The sequence below is a fragment of the Mesorhizobium sp. WSM4887 genome, assembly GCF_029625865.1.
Lineage (GTDB): Bacteria > Pseudomonadota > Alphaproteobacteria > Rhizobiales > Rhizobiaceae > Mesorhizobium.
This window is the reverse complement of the sequence record NZ_JARTVP010000001.1, coordinates 1259622-1275748: the sequence shown is the minus strand read 5'-3', so window position 1 is coordinate 1275748 and position 16127 is coordinate 1259622. Positions and strand designations below refer to the sequence as shown.

The following is a 16127-nucleotide window of genomic DNA, read 5'->3' as shown; positions in this document are numbered from 1 at the left end:
TCTCAAGGCAAGCGAACTTGAGAACCTTATTCGCCGGGCCTGGCCAGTCTTCCTTCTGCGGCCTTGTAGTAGAACTGGCTCGCGACAAGCCAGCCTTTCAGCGGCCTGAGCGGCGGAATGCAGGTCGCAAGGATGATCGGCACCGAAACGAAGGCGTGGAACCACATGGATGGCTCGAACGTCACCTGCGCCCAGACGGCGAACAGGACGGAGGGCACGCAGGCAAAGCAGATGACGAAGAAGGCGGGTCCGTCGGCCGGATCGGCAAAAGAATAGTCGAGCCCGCAGACTTCGCATTTCGGCGCCAGCTTCAGAAATCCGTCGAACAGCCGGCCCTCTCCGCAACGCGGGCATCGCCCGCGGATGCCGACCCGCCAGGGTTCGAGGTGGGGATAGTGCGCGTCGTGCATGGTCATCACTCCAGGACCTCGCATGCATTCGATCGGCCTTGAGGTCACGCATATATACTAATATGATTATTGTATGCATACAATGCGACAAAATGTATGGATACCGGTGGCATGAACAGTGAAGGGGACCTCAGCTGGCTTTCTCCCTTGGCGGAAGACTCACAGCCGCTCTATCTCAAGATCGTCGAGGCGCTTGCGACTGCCCGCTCGATCGGGCGGCTGCAACCGGGGGACAGGCTGCCGCCGCAGCGAGAGCTTGCCCGCTTCCTTGGCGTGGATCTGACCACGGTCACCCGGGCGTTCACCGAAGCCCGCCGCAGGAACCTGATCGATGCAACGGCCGGTCGCGGCACCTTCATCACGCCCGGCGAGCCGGAAGAGCCGATCCTCGATCTGAGCATGAACATTCCGCCGGCGCCTTCGGGCCTGAGCCTGCCGGCATTGATCCGGAGCGGCATCGAGGGACTGCTCAAACGTTTCAGCGCCGAAGCACTGCTTTCCTACCATCCCGGCCCGGGTTCTCCCGCGGAACGCGCCGCCGGCTCGTATTGGCTTGCCGCAGCCGGCGGCAGGTTGCCTGTCGAGCGCGTGGCTCTTGGTTCGGGGGCGCAGGCGCTGCTCGCCGCCGTCCTTCTGTCGCAAACCCGTGAGGGCGATACGATCCTCACCGATACGCTGACCTATCCCGGCCTGATCGCGCTGGCGCAGGCCACGGGGCGAAAGCTGGCTGGGGCGGGACGCGACGATGACGGCATGCGCCCCGACCATCTGGAGGAAGCGGCGCGACGATATGGCGCCCGCGTCCTCTATCTCAACCCGACACTTCACAATCCGACCACGCTCACCATGCCGGAGGGCCGGCGCCGGGATCTGGCTCGGATGGCGGGCAGGCTTGGCCTGGTGATCGTCGAGGACGATCCCTACAGTCCCCTGCAGACCGCTTCACCGCCAGCCTTCCTCAGCCTGGCGCCGGACCGGACATTCCACCTGGCTACATTGGCGAAATGCATCTCGCCATTTCTGCGCACGGCGTTCCTGGCGGCGCCCGACGCGAAATCCGTCGAGCGGATCGCGGCGACAATCCGGGGCACCACCATGATGGCGCCGCCGCTGATGACGGGGCTCGCCTGCGAGTGGGTGCGAAGCGGCCTGGCCGGCGAGATCACCGCCGCGGTGCGTGCCGAAGCAGAGGCCAGGCAGACGATCGCGCGCAAGATCCTGCCGGCCGGTTTCGCCTCGACGGAATCAAGCCTGCATCTTTGGTATCCGCTGGATGCGCGATTGCGTTCATCGGATATCGCCGAGATCGCACGCCGTCGCGGATTGGCCCTCAGCCCGGCGGAAGAGTTCTCCGTCGTGCCCAGTGCCGCTGATGGCTTGCGGCTGGCGTTGGGTGCCGCATCCAGCCACGAAAGGCTGGAGGAGGGGCTTCACGGTTTGATGTCGATCCTGTCGGGCGGCTCTGGCTCCTTGCGTCCTCAGGTCTGAGGCGGCAGAGCGGCACGCCAAGGCTCTATTCCGCCGCAGCCGGCAACGGCGGCGTCGCCCGGCTGCGCCATTCCCAAGCCTGCGAGGCAAGCGCGACCGCCAGGGCCACCAGCATGGCAAACGCGCCGGCGACCGGCAGGCTGCGATAGCCAAGACCGGCATTGAGCATCGCAGCGCCCAGCGAGGCGGCGAGCGCGATGCCGACATTGAAGCCCGAGGGAATCAGCGACGAGGCAAGGTTCGAGGCGTCTGCCGTCCAGGCCAGGATCCGGGTCTGGATCGGCGCGCCGATGGCGAAGTTGAGGCCGCCCCATATGACGATCGCGACGATCATCGGCACCGGGTAGGGACTGACCGCATAGATGACGCCAAGCATTACCGCCTGCAGGAAAAGCATGGCGATCAGCGACGGCATCAGCTTCCAGTCGGCAAGCTTGCCGCCCAAGAGAACGCCGATCGTCGCGCCGACGCCGTTGAGCAGCAGCACAAACGGGATCAGGCTTTCGTGGAGGCCGGTGACTTCGAGCAGCGTCGGCGTGATGTAGGTGAAGAGGCCGAACTGGCCGATCATCAACATCAGCATCAGGATGAGCGAGGTCCAGACCTGCTGGCGCCCCAACACGCGCACCTCGCGCGCGAGGCCGGCGGGCCGGTTGGCGGCGCCTGCCGTGCGGGGCAGCAGCGCAAGCATGGCAACGATCGCGATGACGCCCAGCGCGCACATCACCCAGAAGGTCGCCCGCCAGCCCCAGAGACCGCCGATCGCGGTGCCGGCCGGAACGCCGATAACATTGGAGACGGTCAATCCAGAGAGGATGACCGCGACCGCCCGGCCGCGCTGGTCCTCGCACACCAGGCCGACCGCGACCACCATGGCGACGCCGAAATAGCAGCCATGCGCCACTGCAGTGGCAATGCGCAGGAGAAGCATCGAGGTGAAATCGGGCGCCAGCGCGCATGTGGCCTGGCCAAGAGTGAAGGCAATGGTCAGGGCGATGAGCAGCGACTTTCGCGAGACCCTGCTGGTTGCGAGCGCCAGGAGCGGACCACCAATGGCGATGCCGCAGGCATAGCCGGAGACGAGATAGCCGGCGGTGGGCACGGAAACACCCAGACCCTGCGCTACCTCCGGCAGCACGCCGGCGATGACGAACTCAGTCGTGCCGAAAGCGAAGGCGGCAATGAACAGGGCAATGAGGGGCAGCATGGCGCGGACAGCGATCCTGAATGAGCTGGCCTCAAACCATGGATGGACGCTGCGGGCAATGCAGAAATTGTCGATACCGCTTTAGGTTTTCTCGACCGGGTTGGGCAGTGGTCCCGCCTAAACGAGCACAAGGCCCTCTTCGTGCCGTGAGGACGCCCAGTCCGAGCCGTCTGTCAATCTCATCGTCACCTAGCCGACGGCGAGGATCAGCAAAGGCTAATTTTGTGCGGGCCGGTCGGTCGATGCTAGCTCGCCTTCAGCCGCGAGCCGCCGAGCAGCCCGCGCTCCTCCAGCACCGGGTAGGCCATGGAGGCGAGCAGCGAATTGATCTGCTTGAGGTCGCGGATGGTGTCGAGATGGATCGAACTAGTCTCGACGCTTTTGGCGGTCCCGTCGCGCAGCCGCACGAAGTGGCTGGCGCTGGTCTCTTTCTCGCGCTCGCGCAGCAGGTCCTTCTCGAGCACCAACTGGCGGGCGGTTTCCGGGTCGCGCGAGACCAGCACGTTGAAGGCAAGCCGCGCATTGGCCAGAACCGAGGCATGGAAAGCGCAAAGCTCGCGCCAGCCCTCGGGCGTGAATTCCAGCCCGCGCTCCAGCTTCTTCCTGACATGCACAAGCATGTTGCGCACGATGATGTCGCCGACCTGCTCCAGCTTGACGCAGGCGCCGATCAGTTCCTGGCAGCGCAGCGCCTCGTCCTCGCTCAGGGGGTTCTTGGTGACCTTGGCCAGATAGAGCTTGATCGCGGCGTGCTTCTGGTCGACCCGGTCGTCGAGCGCGGCCAGCGCCTTGATCTTGCCGGCGTCGGCGCTTTCATAGAGCTCGATGATCCGCTTCAGCATGATCTCGACCGTCTCGCAGACCCGTACCACCTCGCGCGTGGCGTTGGCCAGGGCCTGGCTTGGCGTGTCGAGCGCGCTCTCGTTCAGCGCCGACAGTTCGACCACGTCGAGCGCTGCCGTCGGTTCGGGCTTAGTGCCGAGCGCCACGATCTTCTCCGAAGCGCGATAGACGAGGCCGGCGAGTGGCAGCCCGGCAAGCAGGATGATCACGTTGAACAGGATGTGGGCGTTGACGATCTGGCCGGAGGCCGTCGTGCCGAGGAAGGAGAAGTGCGGCCTGAAAATCATGAACAGGATCAGCATCACGAGCGAGCCAAGCCCGCGCATCAGAAGATTGCCGATCGGCACGATGCGGACTTCCGCCGCTGCCGAGCGGGTGAGCATCGGCGCGATGATCGAGGAACCGAGATTGACGCCCAGGATCAGGACGACGCCGAGCTCCGGAGTGATCAAACCCCGGCCGGCGAGCGTGGCCATGAGCAGGACCGCCGCGATGCTCGACTGGAACAGCCAGGTGATCAGTGCCGCCAGCAGGTAGGAGCTGATCGCATCGCCGGAGAAGTAGTCGATGATGACCGGCATGAGCTGGCTGTCGCGCAACGGCTCGGAAGCTTGGCCGATCATCTCCAGCGACAGGATCAGAAGGCCGATGCCGACAAGGATGCGGCCGGTCTGACGCCAATCGCGGCGCTCGGTGGCCATGAACATGATGGTTCCTGCGACCAGGCACAACGGCACCACGAGCGACAGATCAAAGGTAAGAAGCTTCGCGACCAAGGCCGAGCCGATCTCGGCGCCGCGCACGGCAAGCTGCCCGGCGGCGCCCGACACGATGCCGGCGCCGGCGAAGGAGCCGACCAGCAGCGTGACGGCGGTTGAACTCTGCAGCGCGATCGCGAGGCCACAGCCGGCCAGCACCGCCATCAGCGGCTTGCGCATGGTGGCGCGCAGCCTGTGACGCAGCACATCGCCATAGGCGCGCTCGACACCGGTTTTTACCATGCGGGTGGCGAACAGCATCAGCGCCACTGCGCCGGCAAGGTGCAGAAGGACAACGGATCCGCTCATGCCGAGCCTCGCAACGAGGCGGCCAGGAAGCGGAAAAAGGTGCGAATCGCAAGCATTTCGAAGGTCGAGACTAAAGCAATTTACATTAGCCGGATAATAAATTTTACCCGATTCGGCCGACATTCGGCACACGACGGCGTGTGTCGGAAATGGATAGAAGGTGCTTTGGTTGCAGATCGCGGTCGGACAGGCGGCAAATGTCGCGTCGACGCGAAGCCTGGGCTTGAACCGGTTTCTGTAAATTGGTGAAGCTGCTTGCGTAACCAACGGAAATCATTACGGAATTGTAACCAAGGTGTTCAGTTTCGGTTCATGCCAGCCGGAATATCTCCTTGCCTATCGACAACCAAGGAGCACTGACCATGAAGCGTCTCATACTTTCCACCGTGACCGCCGCGATGCTGACCGCTTCGGCCTTTTCGGGCCAGGCGGCGCCGCTCGTTCAGCCGAGCGAGACGCAATCGACCTACACACAGGTCGACTGGCAGAAGCCGGGCCGGCATGTCGAGAAGCGCGTCTTGAAGAAGAAGGTCGTGGTGAAGCGCAGCCATTGGCGCAATGGGCAGAAGTATTCCAGCTGGAAGCGCCATCAGGCGGTTCGCGACTGGCACCGTTATGGGCTGCGCCGTCCCGGCCCCGGCCAGGAGTGGATTCGCGTCGGCAACGACTACCTTTTGGTCAGCATCGTCTCCGGTATCGTCTTCGGCGCGATCGCCGCGCACTGAGCGGGGAATGGTCCGAAAGACGGGAAGGCGGCTGCGCGGCCGCCTTCTTTTTGTCTGTGAAAAGCGGGTACGATCGGGCTTATCGAGTCGTCGCGCCCAAGCGGCTTGATTATATGGAGGGTAAACGAGCCTTTCCCGATGCGCTTTCCACCCGCCTTCCTCGACGAGATACGCGACCGCGTGCCGATTTCTTCGGTGATCGGTCAACGCGTTTCCTGGGATAGGAAGAAGTCCAACGCATCGCGCGGCGATTATTGGGCGTGCTGCCCGTTTCACGGCGAAAAGAGCCCGTCGTTCCACTGCGAGGACAAGAAGGGGCGCTATCACTGTTTCGGCTGTTCGGTCTCGGGTGATCATTTCAAGTTCCTGACCGAGCTCGACGGCATGAGCTTTCCCGAAGCGGTCGAAAGGATCGCAGAGATGGCCGGCGTGCCGATGCCGGTGCGCGACGCCCAAGAAGAAAAGCGCGAGAAGGAACGCGCCAGCCTGACCGACGTCATGGAGATGGCGACGGTCTTCTTCCAGGAGCGCCTGCAGGGACCGGAAGGCGCCAAGGCCCGCGCCTATCTGCGCGACCGCGGTCTGACGCCGGCGACGCAGCAGTCCTTCCGGCTCGGCTATGCGCCGGACAGCCGCAACGCGCTCAAGGAATACCTCGCCGCCAAGGGGGTGCCGAAGGCCGATATCGAAGCCTGCGGACTGGTCCGGCATGGCGACGACATCCCGGTCTCCTATGACTGGTTCCGCGACCGCATCATGTTCCCGATCCCGGATTCGCGCGGCAGGATCATCGCCTTCGGCGGTCGGGCGCTGGCGCCGGACGCTTTGGCGAAATACATGAACTCGCCGGAGACCGAGCTCTTCCACAAGGGCAACGTGCTCTACAATTTCGCCCGCGCCCGCAAAGCGGTGGCCAAGGGCGGCACGGTGATCGCCGTCGAAGGCTATATGGATGTGATCGCGCTGGCACAGGCCGGCTTCGAGAATGCCGTGGCGCCTCTCGGCACGGCGCTCACCGAAAACCAGCTCGAGCTTTTGTGGCGCATGGCGCCGGAGCCGGTGCTGTGCTTCGACGGCGACCAGGCCGGGTTGAAGGCCGCCTGGCGCGCCGCCGATCTCGCGCTGCCGTCCGTGCAGGCCGGGCGCTCGGCACGCTTCGCGCTGCTGCCGGAAGGCAAGGATCCGGACGATCTGGTCAAGGCCGAGGGGCCGGACGCGTTCCGCGCCGTGCTTGCCGATGCGCGGCCGCTGGTCGACCTTTTGTGGATGCGCGAGACGGCGGGCGGCGTCTTCGACACGCCGGAGCGGCGGGCGGAGCTCGAGAAGACGCTGCGCGAGCTTACCGGCCGCATCCGCGACGAAAGCCTGCGCTACCACTATCAGCAGGAGATGCGCGAGCGCGTCCTAAGCTTCTTCGGCTCGCAGCGCGGCGCGCGGCAAGGCCTACACGGGGGACGCCAGGACGGCCGGCCAGGCGAGCGCGGCAGAGGTTCGGCGCCAGGCGGGGCGTTTGGCCGGAGCGCTGCGGGCGCGCGCACCGCCATCACCGAAAGCCTCGGCCGCTCGGCGCTGGTCAAGCGCACGGGCGAGGCCATGTCGGTACGCGAGGCGACGATCATCGTGGCGCTGGTAAACCATCCGCCGCTGATCGACGAGAATTTCGCGCATGTCGAATTCCTCGATCTTGCCAATTCGGATCTCAGGCGGCTGCATGCAGCCATCCTCGACGCGATGGCGCATGACGCGGCCGACGACCGCGACGCAGTCATCGCCACCATCGAGCGCGCCGGATGCGGCGACATCTGGGAACGCGCGGTGGCGCTGATCAAGCGGGCGCGGCAGTGGCCGGCGCTCGAAACCGCGGGACTTGACGATGCCCGGGACGCCTTCAACCAAGCGCTGCACTTGCAGCGCAGCGCGCGCACCTTACATAGGGAGCTGAAACAGGCGCAGGCGGCGCTCGATGCAGACCCGTCGGACGAAAACTTCCGGCATCTCGTCGAGATTCAAGCGCAATTCAACGATGTACAGGCAACGGAAGCGCTGATCGAAGGGTTCGGCGTTTCGTCGGGCAGGGCTGGGCGTGCTTAGGCCCAGGTCGGCCCGAAATGAAGTGGAAATGCTCAAGGCGCGTCGATTCGACGCCTCTAAGTCGGGCAATTGATTCGCTTTTTTCATGCGAATCATGCCAGAGGCGCTTGACCTTCTGGCAGATTGGCGGAATCAGGACGATTCGAAACGTTAACCGTGCCCGGCGTCGGTGGGAAATTTTGAGCGATGTAAGGTTCTGGCGACTGGACAGGCAAAAGGCCTGCCACAGATACCAGGGTTAATCTGGACTTAATGCATGTCGCCCAAAAGTGGAACCGGTTTTGGGGCAACGACAGGCAGCAAACAAAAGAGATGATGCGGTCACTGGCCCGGTAAGAAGCGTTCTGGGGCGGGCGCATCCGGTTTGACCGGTCCGGCAGTTTACGCGGCTTCGATATTCGGCCGCTTGGAGACGACAAAGAATGGCGACAAAGGAAAAGGAAGAGGTCGAGACCGAACGTGAAGGCGCCACCGATGGCCCGCTGCTCGACCTTTCCGATGATGCTGTCAAGAAGATGATCAAGGCCGCCAAGAAGCGCGGCTATGTGACCATGGACGAACTGAACTCGGTGCTGCCCTCGGAGGAAGTGACATCCGAGCAGATCGAGGACACGATGGCCATGCTGTCCGACATGGGCATCAACGTCGTCGAGGACGACGAGCAGGGCGAGGAGGCGGAAGGCGGCGACGCGGGCGCCGACTCCGAGGAAGACGCCAACGAGCTTGCCGAGCAGACCGGCACCGCCGTTGCCACCACGACCACCAAGAAAGAGCCGACCGACCGCACCGACGATCCGGTGCGCATGTATCTGCGCGAGATGGGCTCGGTCGAGCTTCTGTCGCGCGAGGGCGAAATCGCGATCGCCAAGCGCATCGAGGCCGGCCGCGAGACGATGATTGCGGGCCTGTGCGAGAGCCCGCTCACCTTCCAGGCGATCATCATCTGGCGCGACGAGCTCAACGAATCGAAGATCCTGCTGCGCGAGATCATCGACCTCGAGGCGACTTATGCCGGCCCCGAGGCCAAGCAGGCGCCGGTTGTCGAACGCGTAGAGGAAGCGCCCAAGGCCGAAGAGAAGCCGCGCGGCCGCTCGGCGGCGCGCGAGGAAGAAGACGACATCACCAATGTTGGCGGCGACACGCGCGGGCTGGAAGAAGAGGAAGACGACGAGGACGAGGCAAGCCTGTCGCTGGCCGCGATGGAAGCGGAACTGCGCCCGCAGGTGATGGAGACGCTCGACGTCATCGCCGACACTTACAAGAAGCTTCGCAAGCTGCAGGACCAGCAGGTCGAGAACCGGCTGGCGGCTGCCGGCACGCTTTCGCCCAGCCAGGATCGCCGGCTGAAGGAGCTCAAGGAGCAACTCATCAAGGCGGTGAAGTCGCTGTCGCTCAACACCGCGCGCATCGAAGCGCTGGTCGAGCAGCTCTACGACATCAACAAGCGCCTGGTGCAGAACGAGGGCAAGCTGCTTCGGCTCGCCGAAAGCTACGGCGTGCGCCGCGAGGAGTTCCTCAAGGAGTATCAGGGCTCGGAGCTCGATCCGAACTGGACCCGCTCGATCGCGAATCTCACCTCGCGCGGCTGGAAGGAATTCACAAAGAACGAGAAGGACGCGATCAAGGAACTGCGCGCCGAGATCCAGAACCTCGCCACCGAGACGGCGATCTCGATTCTGGAATTCCGCAGGATCGTCAACCAGGTGCAGAAGGGCGAGCGCGAGGCCGCGATCGCCAAGAAGGAAATGGTGGAAGCGAACCTTCGGCTCGTCATCTCCATCGCCAAGAAATACACCAATCGCGGCCTACAGTTCCTGGACCTGATCCAGGAAGGCAATATCGGCCTGATGAAGGCAGTCGACAAATTCGAGTATCGCCGCGGCTACAAGTTCTCGACCTACGCGACATGGTGGATCCGGCAGGCGATCACCCGCTCGATCGCCGATCAGGCGCGCACCATTCGCATTCCGGTGCACATGATCGAGACGATCAACAAGATCGTGCGTACCTCGCGCCAGATGCTGCATGAGATCGGCCGCGAGCCGACGCCGGAGGAACTGGCCGAGAAGCTCGCAATGCCGCTCGAAAAAGTGCGCAAGGTGCTGAAGATCGCCAAGGAGCCGATCTCGCTCGAAACGCCGGTCGGCGACGAGGAGGATTCGCATCTCGGCGACTTCATCGAGGACAAGATGGCGATCCTGCCGATCGACGCGGCGATCCAAGCCAATCTGCGCGAGACGACCACGCGCGTGCTGGCTTCGCTCACTCCGCGCGAGGAGCGTGTTCTGCGCATGCGCTTCGGCATCGGCATGAACACCGACCACACGCTGGAAGAGGTCGGCCAGCAGTTCTCGGTGACGCGCGAGCGTATCCGTCAGATCGAGGCCAAGGCGCTGCGCAAGCTCAAGCACCCGAGCCGCTCGCGGAAGCTGAGAAGCTTCCTGGACAGCTGAGCGGAAACGCAACATACGAAAAAGGGCGCCTCGGCGCCCTTTTTCATTTCCACCTATTTGTTATGCCGCCTTGCCGGGCTTGCTCAACAGGAGGATAATTTCAGGGTCGGATGCATTTGTGGGCGACAAGCCGGATGCCCGCCCCGGACGCCGGTCGCAACTGCCAGGCGTCGCGCTCCGTGGCTCCCGGTGGGAGGTGTGCCATGACAACCTACATCGTGCTTATCAACTGGACCGAATTGGGCGCCAAGAACGTGCGGGAGTCGCCGAAGCGGCTCGATGCCGCCAAGAAGCTGCTCGGTGAAATGGGCGGATCGTTCAAGGCATTCTATCTGACGATGGGCGAATGCGACATGGTCGCCATTGTCGAAGCGCCGGACGATGCCGTGCTTGCCCGTTTCGCGCTTATGTTGTCGTCGGGCGGCAATGTCAGGACGCGGACGATGAAGGCGTTTCCGGAATTCGCCTACCGCGAGATCATCAGTTCGCTGGGGTAGAGCGCCGGAAACAGCCCGGCTCGATGCTGATGTTGCGGTGCCGCGCTCGGTCGCCGATAGTCGCGCGATGCCTGAGCCGTTGCTGACTGTCTGGTACAACACACGCTGCCCGGTCTGCGATGCCGGCATCAACCGCCAGAAACGGCGGCTGATTGAAGCGGTCAAGTCCGGCCGCGTCGAATTCCGCGACATTAATTTCGAACCGCAAGCGCTTTCAGCCTTCGGCGCCTCGCTCGAGGATGTCCGCCGGCGGCTGCATGCGACCGATGCCGAGGGCAAGCTGCTGGTCGGTGCCGATGTGGCGATCGCCGTCTGGCGGCTCACGCCTGGCGAGGGATGGCTCGCCACCCTGTTCGGCAATTCGGTCGTGCTGCGGCTGACGCGCTTTGTCTATGATCGGTTTGCCGATCTTCTCTACGCCTGGAACCGCCGCAAAGGCCGCTGGTAGGCTGTTTTCGCGGCGATCGCTGCGCATTCGACCGCCTCGCAGTTCGCCTTGCGTCAACCAAGATGCATCGTAAGATATATCTTGACTCCACCCGCCACCTAGCTAAGATATATCGTAAGATAGAACTCAAGGAGCGATCCATGCACAAGCATAATCCCTTCGGGCACAACCATTTCGGTCAGCGCATATTCATGCACATGGCCGGTCGTTTCGGTGGTCGCGGCGGCGGCTTTGGTCCCTTCGGCCAGGCCATGCGCGGCGGCGGCCGCGGCGGTCCGGGCGACATGTTCCGCGCCGGCCGCATGTTGGCCGACGGCGATCTCAAGCTGATCACGCTGTCGCTTCTGGCCGAGGCGCCGCGGCACGGCTACGACATCATCAAGGCGCTGGAGGAACGCACCAGCGGCATCTACAGCCCGAGCCCGGGCGTGGTCTATCCGACGCTGACCTTTCTCGAAGAGGCCGGCTATGCCGTCTCGTTAAGCGAAGGCAACAAGAAGGTGTTCTCGATCACCGAGGCGGGCAGGGCGCATCTCGAGCAAAATCGCGAGATGATCGATCACGTGCTCGACCATCTCGAGCGGTTCGGCCGCAAGATGGCCAAGGCGCGCGACTGGTTTGGCTGGAACGACGAGGGCGAGGACGTCGGCCGGCGCGGCCGTCACGAAAAGCGCGACCGGTTCCGCGCACTGCGCCACCGCCTACGCGCCGCGCTCAGCGATATCGTCGATGCGCCGGAGGACAAGCAGGCCGAGGCGATCAGCATTCTGGAAGACGCCGCCGCAGCGCTCGAGGCCCTCTCACGTCGCTGAGTCGCCCGGCACTGAACGGGCTATTGCTGGCTCGACCGATGACCGTCAAAGCGGGATGACTTCCAAAAGTCATCCCCGTTTATCTTTGTGTGAGCATGATCTTCCCGAAAACCGCTGCACAGTTTTCGGGTTCATGCTGTAGTGAAAATCGTCCTGCGGCACGCTATGTGATGCAGGACGATTTGCCGTTGGAGGATGCGCTATGTCTTTTCTGAAACGTCTTTTCGGCGGCGGCGGTGGTGAGGCGACGGACACCGGAGCCGCGAAGCCGGCAAAGCAGGTCGAGCACAAGGGCTTCCTGATCAGCGCCACGCCCTACAAGGCGGACGGCCAGTACCAGACCTGCGGCGTCGTCTCCAAGGAAGTGGACGGCGTGATGAAGGAGCACCGCTTCATCCGCGCCGACCGTTTCGCCGGGCTGGACGATGCGGTCGACATCTCGATCAAGAAGGGCATCCAGCTCGTCGACGAGCAGGGCGAGCGGATGTTTGGATAGCCGTTGCCGCAGGGTTCTTTTTTTGCCGGGATCAGAACGCGACTTTGTCGCCGCCCTTCAGCTGCAGGATCTGCCGCGCCTCGTCGGGCGTGGCGATCGAGGCGCCGAGGCCCTCGATGATCTGGCGGACCTTCGTTACTTGTTCGGCGCTCGAGCGGGCAAGCTTGCCCTTGCCGATCCATAACGAGTCCTCCAGGCCAACCCGCACATTGCCGCCCAGCGCGATCGCCTGCGTGGCGATCGGCAGTTGGTGGCGGCCGGCGCCCAGCACCGACCAGTGATATTCGTTGCCGAACAGCCGATCGGCCGTGCGCTTCATATGGGCGACGTCCTCCGGATGCGTGCCGATTCCGCCGAGGATGCCGAACACGCTCTGGACGAAGAACGGTGCCTTCACCAGCCCGCGCTCGACGAAATGCGCCAGGGTATAGAGATGGCCGATGTCGTAGCACTCGATCTCGAAGCGCGTGCCGTTGTCGGCGCAGGTGCGCAATATGTGCTCGATATCGCCGAAAGTGTTGCGGAAGATCCGGTCGCGCGACGATTCGAGATAGGGCCGCTCCCACTCATGCTCGAACGTCTTGAAGCGCTCCAGCATCGGAAACAGCGCGAAGTTCATCGAGCCCATGTTGAGCGAGGCGACCTCGGGCGCGAAGACTTTCGCGGGCCTGACGCGTTCCTCCACGCTCATCGTCGCCGCACCACCGGTGGTGATGTTGACGACGCAGTTGGAGCGCTGCTTGATGACCTGCAGGAAAGGGGCGAACGCCTCGGTCGACTGGTCGGGGCGTCCGTCGACCGGATTGCGGGCATGAAGGTGGACGATCGCGGCACCCGCCTCGGCCGCCTCGATAGCGGCGGTCGCGATCTCCTCGGCCGTCACCGGCAAGTGCGGCGACATTGACGGCGTGTGGATCGAGCCTGTGACCGCGCAGGTGATGATGATCTTGTTCTGGCTTGCCACTTTTTGATGCCCTGATCCTGATCTCTTCGCTATCCGAACGCGCCCTGTTCGACCGCGTCCTGTTCGACCGCTTGGGCGATGCCGGCAATGAACCGCTCGACGGCACGATATAGAACAGGGTAATCGGCAGCGCCGCCAGTGTCAGCCCGGTGAACAGCTAGTCGGCGGTGAATTTCGCCGACGAACACCGTCAGCCCCGGCGGCAGTTTCCTCAAATTGCCGGAGGTGATCAGCACCAGCGGGAAGAAACAGTCGTTCCAGATCGGCACGGCTCGACGAACATGCAAAAAAGGCAGGCGCCGATCGGCGCCCGCCTTTTCATTCTCAGGGTTTTTCCGTTCTCAGGGCAATGATTACGCGGCCACGGCGATCCCGTCCGCGTTAGCAGCCGCGGCCGCGATCGCATCCACCTTGGCGGTGGCCTTGGCAAGCGCGGCGGTGACCGCGTCGGCGCCCATGCCGACGCCTTCGACGCGGATCACTTCGACGTCCGTCATGCCCAGGAAGGCAAGCACGCCGCGCAGGTAGGGGATGGCGTGATCCATCTGCACCGCGGCACCCTCGGAATAGATGCCGCCCGAAGCAAGAACGATATAGACCTTCTTGCCGGCGACCAGGCCCTTCGGGCCATTCTCACCATAAGCAAAAGTCCTGCCCGAGCGTGCGACGTGGTCGATCCACGACTTCAACGTCGAGGAAATGTTGAAGTTGATGAAACCGGTGGCGAGGATAATCGTGTCGGCCGCGAACAGCTCGTCGAGCACCGCGTCGGACACGCCGACCACCTCGGCCTGACGCGGGCTGCGCGCCTCGGCGGGGGTATAGATGCCGGTGGCGTAGTCGGGATCGATATGCGGCAGCGGATCGGCGACCAAGTCGCGCACGACAAGTGTGTTGGACGGATCGGCGGCGGCCAGCTTCTGAGCAAGATCAGTGGCGACGCGGGTCGAGTGCGAGGCGGCGCCGCGCGGGCTGGAGGTAACAAGCAGTATGGACATGGCGGTGTCCCCTTTGGTTGGATTGAACTTGCCCGAGCCATATGGGGTTGCGGCTCTATCCGGAAAACTGGTATAATTTGCATGGTACCCATCGAGAATATGGATTGCTCATGCAGCCAAATCCGACGCTCGACCAATTGCAGATCCTGGTGGCGGTGGCCGACACCGGCAGCTTCTCAGCCGCGGGGCGCAAGCTAAACAGGGCGCAATCGGTGGTGAGCTACGGCATCGCCAATCTCGAAGCGCAACTGGGCCTGAAGCTGTTCGAGCGCGAAGGCCTGCGCGAGCCGCAACTGACCGATGTCGGCAAGGCCATGCTGGAGGACGCGCGGCGCATGATCGGCGTGCTGCAGCGCATCCGCTCGCGCGCCGACGGCTACAGGCAAGGGCTGGAGGCGGAAGTAAACCTGTCCGTCGACGTGGCGCTGCCTTCGCCGGCGCTCGTGCGGGTGCTCAAGGCCTTCGAGGCTCAGTTCCCGGCGGTGATGCTGCGCCTCTATATCGGTTCGCTCGGCCTGATCGTCGATCAGGTCGTCAACGGCCAGTCGGACCTCGGCTTTGGCGGCCTGCAAGGCGATGCGGACGTCAATCTGCTGCGCATCGGCTTCATCTCGCTGGTGCCGGCTGCCGCACCCGACCATCCGCTGGCGAAACTGCCGAAGCCAATTGCGATCGAAGATCTGCGCGACCACATCCAGCTTGTCGTCTCCGACCAGTCGGAGCGGACGCGGGGCCGCGACTATGGAGTGTTTGCCTATCGCACCTGGCGGCTGACGGACGTGCGCACCAAGCATGCCCTGATGCGTGAGGGTCTCGGCTGGGGAGGCTTGCCGCGCTGGCTGATTGCCGACGACATCGCCAGCGGGCGGCTGGTCGAGCTCGATCTCGAGCCTTATCGCGAGGTGCGTGCGCCGATGTACGCGATGCACCGCAACGACCGGAGCCCCAAGCCGGCGGCGTCGTGGCTCATCGACGAGTTCAAGCGGCAGCTCGGCTGCTTCAACGAGCTGGAGCCGGGCGTTTGGACGGAGGAGGAGCCGGAGACAAGCCGTCCATGAGCGCCATCAGCACGGCGCGATACTCCTCGGCCGATGCGCCGGCCTCGATGGCCAAAGCCGCGCGATCGAAGGCGGCGGCCAGCACCGCGGTCAGCGCCTCGGCCGGCAGCTTGACCATCGAGCGCGCGCGCATGGCTGCGATCAGGCCTTCGCGCAGCGAGCGGTTGCCGTGGCGGTTGTCGATCTCGTCCATCGCCGCGCGGCCAAGCACGGCCGGCCCATCGAGCAGCAAAAGCCGCGTGCGGCCGGGCGCGCGCATCGCGGCGAGATAGGCGTCGGAGCCGGAGATCAAGGCATCGCGGGCCGAGAGCGAGGCGGGCGAGGCGCGGTCGATCTCCGCTGCGACGGTCGCTGCCTCCTGTTCGACGACCGCGGCGAGCAACGCCTGCTTGTCGGCAAAATGATGATAGAGCGCCCCACGCGTCACGCCGGCGGCGGCCACGATCTCCGGCGTGCCCGTCTCCGCATAGGATTTTTCCGTGAACAATTTTCGCGCCGCGCGGATCAGATCGGCGCGCGTTGCCTCGGTGCGGTCGCGGTTGGAGCGGCGTCCAGACTCTGGTTGCATAC

Annotated in this window: 16 protein-coding genes; 9 read left to right on the top strand and 7 right to left on the bottom strand. The window is 63.9% G+C overall.

Annotated elements, in window-relative coordinates; translation table 11 throughout:
• Nucleotides 1-26: 26 nt before the first annotated feature.
• Nucleotides 27-416, bottom strand: a complete 390-nt coding sequence (locus P9230_RS06075) for a DUF983 domain-containing protein (RefSeq protein WP_245322256.1) — start codon at nt 414-416, stop codon at nt 27-29.
• 105 nt (nt 417-521) lie between these two features.
• Here P9230_RS06075 and P9230_RS06070 point away from each other — a divergent pair, with 105 nt between their 5' ends.
• Nucleotides 522-1898: a PLP-dependent aminotransferase family protein gene (locus tag P9230_RS06070; RefSeq protein ID WP_278117900.1), complete on the top strand. Its 1377-nt coding sequence runs from the start codon at nt 522-524 to the stop codon at nt 1896-1898.
• Between the two features lie 25 nt (nt 1899-1923).
• Here the strand turns inward: P9230_RS06070 and P9230_RS06065 are convergent, their stop codons facing one another.
• Both P9230_RS06065 and P9230_RS06060 read right to left on the bottom strand, forming a co-directional pair.
• A complete protein-coding gene (locus tag P9230_RS06065) occupies nt 1924-3105 on the bottom strand; it encodes an MFS transporter (protein ID WP_278117898.1) in 1182 nt (393 codons plus the stop codon).
• Nucleotides 3106-3350: 245 nt separating this feature from the next.
• Entirely contained in the window at nt 3351-5015 is a 1665-nt protein-coding gene (locus P9230_RS06060) for a Na/Pi cotransporter family protein (protein WP_067326785.1), read from the bottom strand.
• A gap of 362 nt (nt 5016-5377) precedes the next feature.
• On the opposite strand from P9230_RS06060, the gene P9230_RS06055 reads away from it, so the two are divergent.
• The 7 genes from P9230_RS06055 (at nt 5378) to P9230_RS06025 (ending at nt 12537) form a co-directional block, all read left to right on the top strand.
• Nucleotides 5378-5740 (top strand): RcnB family protein, encoded by a 363-nt coding sequence (locus tag P9230_RS06055; protein WP_278117896.1) that lies wholly within the window; start codon nt 5378-5380, stop codon nt 5738-5740.
• Nucleotides 5741-5878: 138 nt separating this feature from the next.
• Nucleotides 5879-7831: a DNA primase gene (gene dnaG / locus P9230_RS06050; protein WP_278117894.1), complete on the top strand. Its 1953-nt coding sequence runs from the start codon at nt 5879-5881 to the stop codon at nt 7829-7831.
• 422 nt (nt 7832-8253) lie between these two features.
• A complete protein-coding gene (gene rpoD / locus P9230_RS06045; protein ID WP_066994612.1) occupies nt 8254-10284 on the top strand; it encodes an RNA polymerase sigma factor RpoD in 2031 nt (676 codons plus the stop codon).
• 203 nt (nt 10285-10487) lie between these two features.
• A complete protein-coding gene (locus P9230_RS06040) occupies nt 10488-10781 on the top strand; it encodes a GYD domain-containing protein (RefSeq protein WP_066994615.1) in 294 nt (97 codons plus the stop codon).
• 67 nt (nt 10782-10848) lie between these two features.
• Nucleotides 10849-11229, top strand: a complete 381-nt coding sequence (locus P9230_RS06035) for a DCC1-like thiol-disulfide oxidoreductase family protein (protein ID WP_189413658.1) — start codon at nt 10849-10851, stop codon at nt 11227-11229.
• Between the two features lie 140 nt (nt 11230-11369).
• Nucleotides 11370-12041, top strand: coding sequence for a PadR family transcriptional regulator (locus P9230_RS06030; protein WP_278117892.1), 672 nt, complete (start codon nt 11370-11372; stop codon nt 12039-12041).
• A 202-nt stretch (nt 12042-12243) separates the two neighbouring features.
• Nucleotides 12244-12537, top strand: a complete 294-nt coding sequence (locus P9230_RS06025; protein WP_067326794.1) for an HlyU family transcriptional regulator — start codon at nt 12244-12246, stop codon at nt 12535-12537.
• A gap of 31 nt (nt 12538-12568) precedes the next feature.
• Here P9230_RS06025 and P9230_RS06020 read toward each other — a convergent pair whose 3' ends face one another.
• From P9230_RS06020 to P9230_RS06010, 3 genes are all read right to left on the bottom strand, one after another.
• Entirely contained in the window at nt 12569-13501 is a 933-nt protein-coding gene (locus P9230_RS06020; RefSeq protein ID WP_067326797.1) for a 3-keto-5-aminohexanoate cleavage protein, read from the bottom strand.
• Nucleotides 13502-13530: 29 nt separating this feature from the next.
• Nucleotides 13531-13770, bottom strand: a complete 240-nt coding sequence (locus P9230_RS06015) for a hypothetical protein (RefSeq protein WP_067326800.1) — start codon at nt 13768-13770, stop codon at nt 13531-13533.
• A gap of 84 nt (nt 13771-13854) precedes the next feature.
• Complete coding sequence (locus tag P9230_RS06010) at nt 13855-14499, bottom strand: FMN-dependent NADH-azoreductase (protein WP_067326803.1); 645 nt, start codon at nt 14497-14499, stop codon at nt 13855-13857.
• A 110-nt stretch (nt 14500-14609) separates the two neighbouring features.
• On the opposite strand from P9230_RS06010, the gene P9230_RS06005 reads away from it, so the two are divergent.
• Nucleotides 14610-15557 carry a LysR family transcriptional regulator gene (locus P9230_RS06005; protein ID WP_067326806.1) on the top strand — a complete coding sequence of 316 codons (948 nt, stop codon included), beginning with the start codon at nt 14610-14612 and terminating at the stop codon, nt 15555-15557.
• Here P9230_RS06005 and P9230_RS06000 read toward each other — a convergent pair.
• Entirely contained in the window at nt 15499-16125 is a 627-nt protein-coding gene (locus tag P9230_RS06000; RefSeq protein ID WP_127241547.1) for a TetR/AcrR family transcriptional regulator, read from the bottom strand. The genes P9230_RS06005 and P9230_RS06000 overlap by 59 nt on opposite strands.
• Between the last annotated feature and the right edge of the window lie 2 nt (nt 16126-16127).

What these genes read in the sequence shown, in the direction of transcription:
- P9230_RS06075 (WP_245322256.1), bottom strand. Translation starts at nt 416, where the DNA reads ATGACCATGCACGACGCGCACTATCCCCACCTCGAACCCTGGCGGGTC.
- P9230_RS06070 (WP_278117900.1), top strand. Translation starts at nt 522, where the DNA reads ATGAACAGTGAAGGGGACCTCAGCTGGCTTTCTCCCTTGGCGGAAGAC.
- P9230_RS06065 (WP_278117898.1), bottom strand. Translation starts at nt 3,105, where the DNA reads ATGCTGCCCCTCATTGCCCTGTTCATTGCCGCCTTCGCTTTCGGCACG.
- P9230_RS06060 (WP_067326785.1), bottom strand. Translation starts at nt 5,015, where the DNA reads ATGAGCGGATCCGTTGTCCTTCTGCACCTTGCCGGCGCAGTGGCGCTG.
- P9230_RS06055 (WP_278117896.1), top strand. Translation starts at nt 5,378, where the DNA reads ATGAAGCGTCTCATACTTTCCACCGTGACCGCCGCGATGCTGACCGCT.
- dnaG (WP_278117894.1), top strand. Translation starts at nt 5,879, where the DNA reads ATGCGCTTTCCACCCGCCTTCCTCGACGAGATACGCGACCGCGTGCCG.
- rpoD (WP_066994612.1), top strand. Translation starts at nt 8,254, where the DNA reads ATGGCGACAAAGGAAAAGGAAGAGGTCGAGACCGAACGTGAAGGCGCC.
- P9230_RS06040 (WP_066994615.1), top strand. Translation starts at nt 10,488, where the DNA reads ATGACAACCTACATCGTGCTTATCAACTGGACCGAATTGGGCGCCAAG.
- P9230_RS06035 (WP_189413658.1), top strand. Translation starts at nt 10,849, where the DNA reads ATGCCTGAGCCGTTGCTGACTGTCTGGTACAACACACGCTGCCCGGTC.
- P9230_RS06030 (WP_278117892.1), top strand. Translation starts at nt 11,370, where the DNA reads ATGCACAAGCATAATCCCTTCGGGCACAACCATTTCGGTCAGCGCATA.
- P9230_RS06025 (WP_067326794.1), top strand. Translation starts at nt 12,244, where the DNA reads ATGTCTTTTCTGAAACGTCTTTTCGGCGGCGGCGGTGGTGAGGCGACG.
- P9230_RS06010 (WP_067326803.1), bottom strand. Translation starts at nt 14,499, where the DNA reads ATGTCCATACTGCTTGTTACCTCCAGCCCGCGCGGCGCCGCCTCGCAC.
- P9230_RS06005 (WP_067326806.1), top strand. Translation starts at nt 14,610, where the DNA reads ATGCAGCCAAATCCGACGCTCGACCAATTGCAGATCCTGGTGGCGGTG.
- P9230_RS06000 (WP_127241547.1), bottom strand. Translation starts at nt 16,125, where the DNA reads ATGCAACCAGAGTCTGGACGCCGCTCCAACCGCGACCGCACCGAGGCA.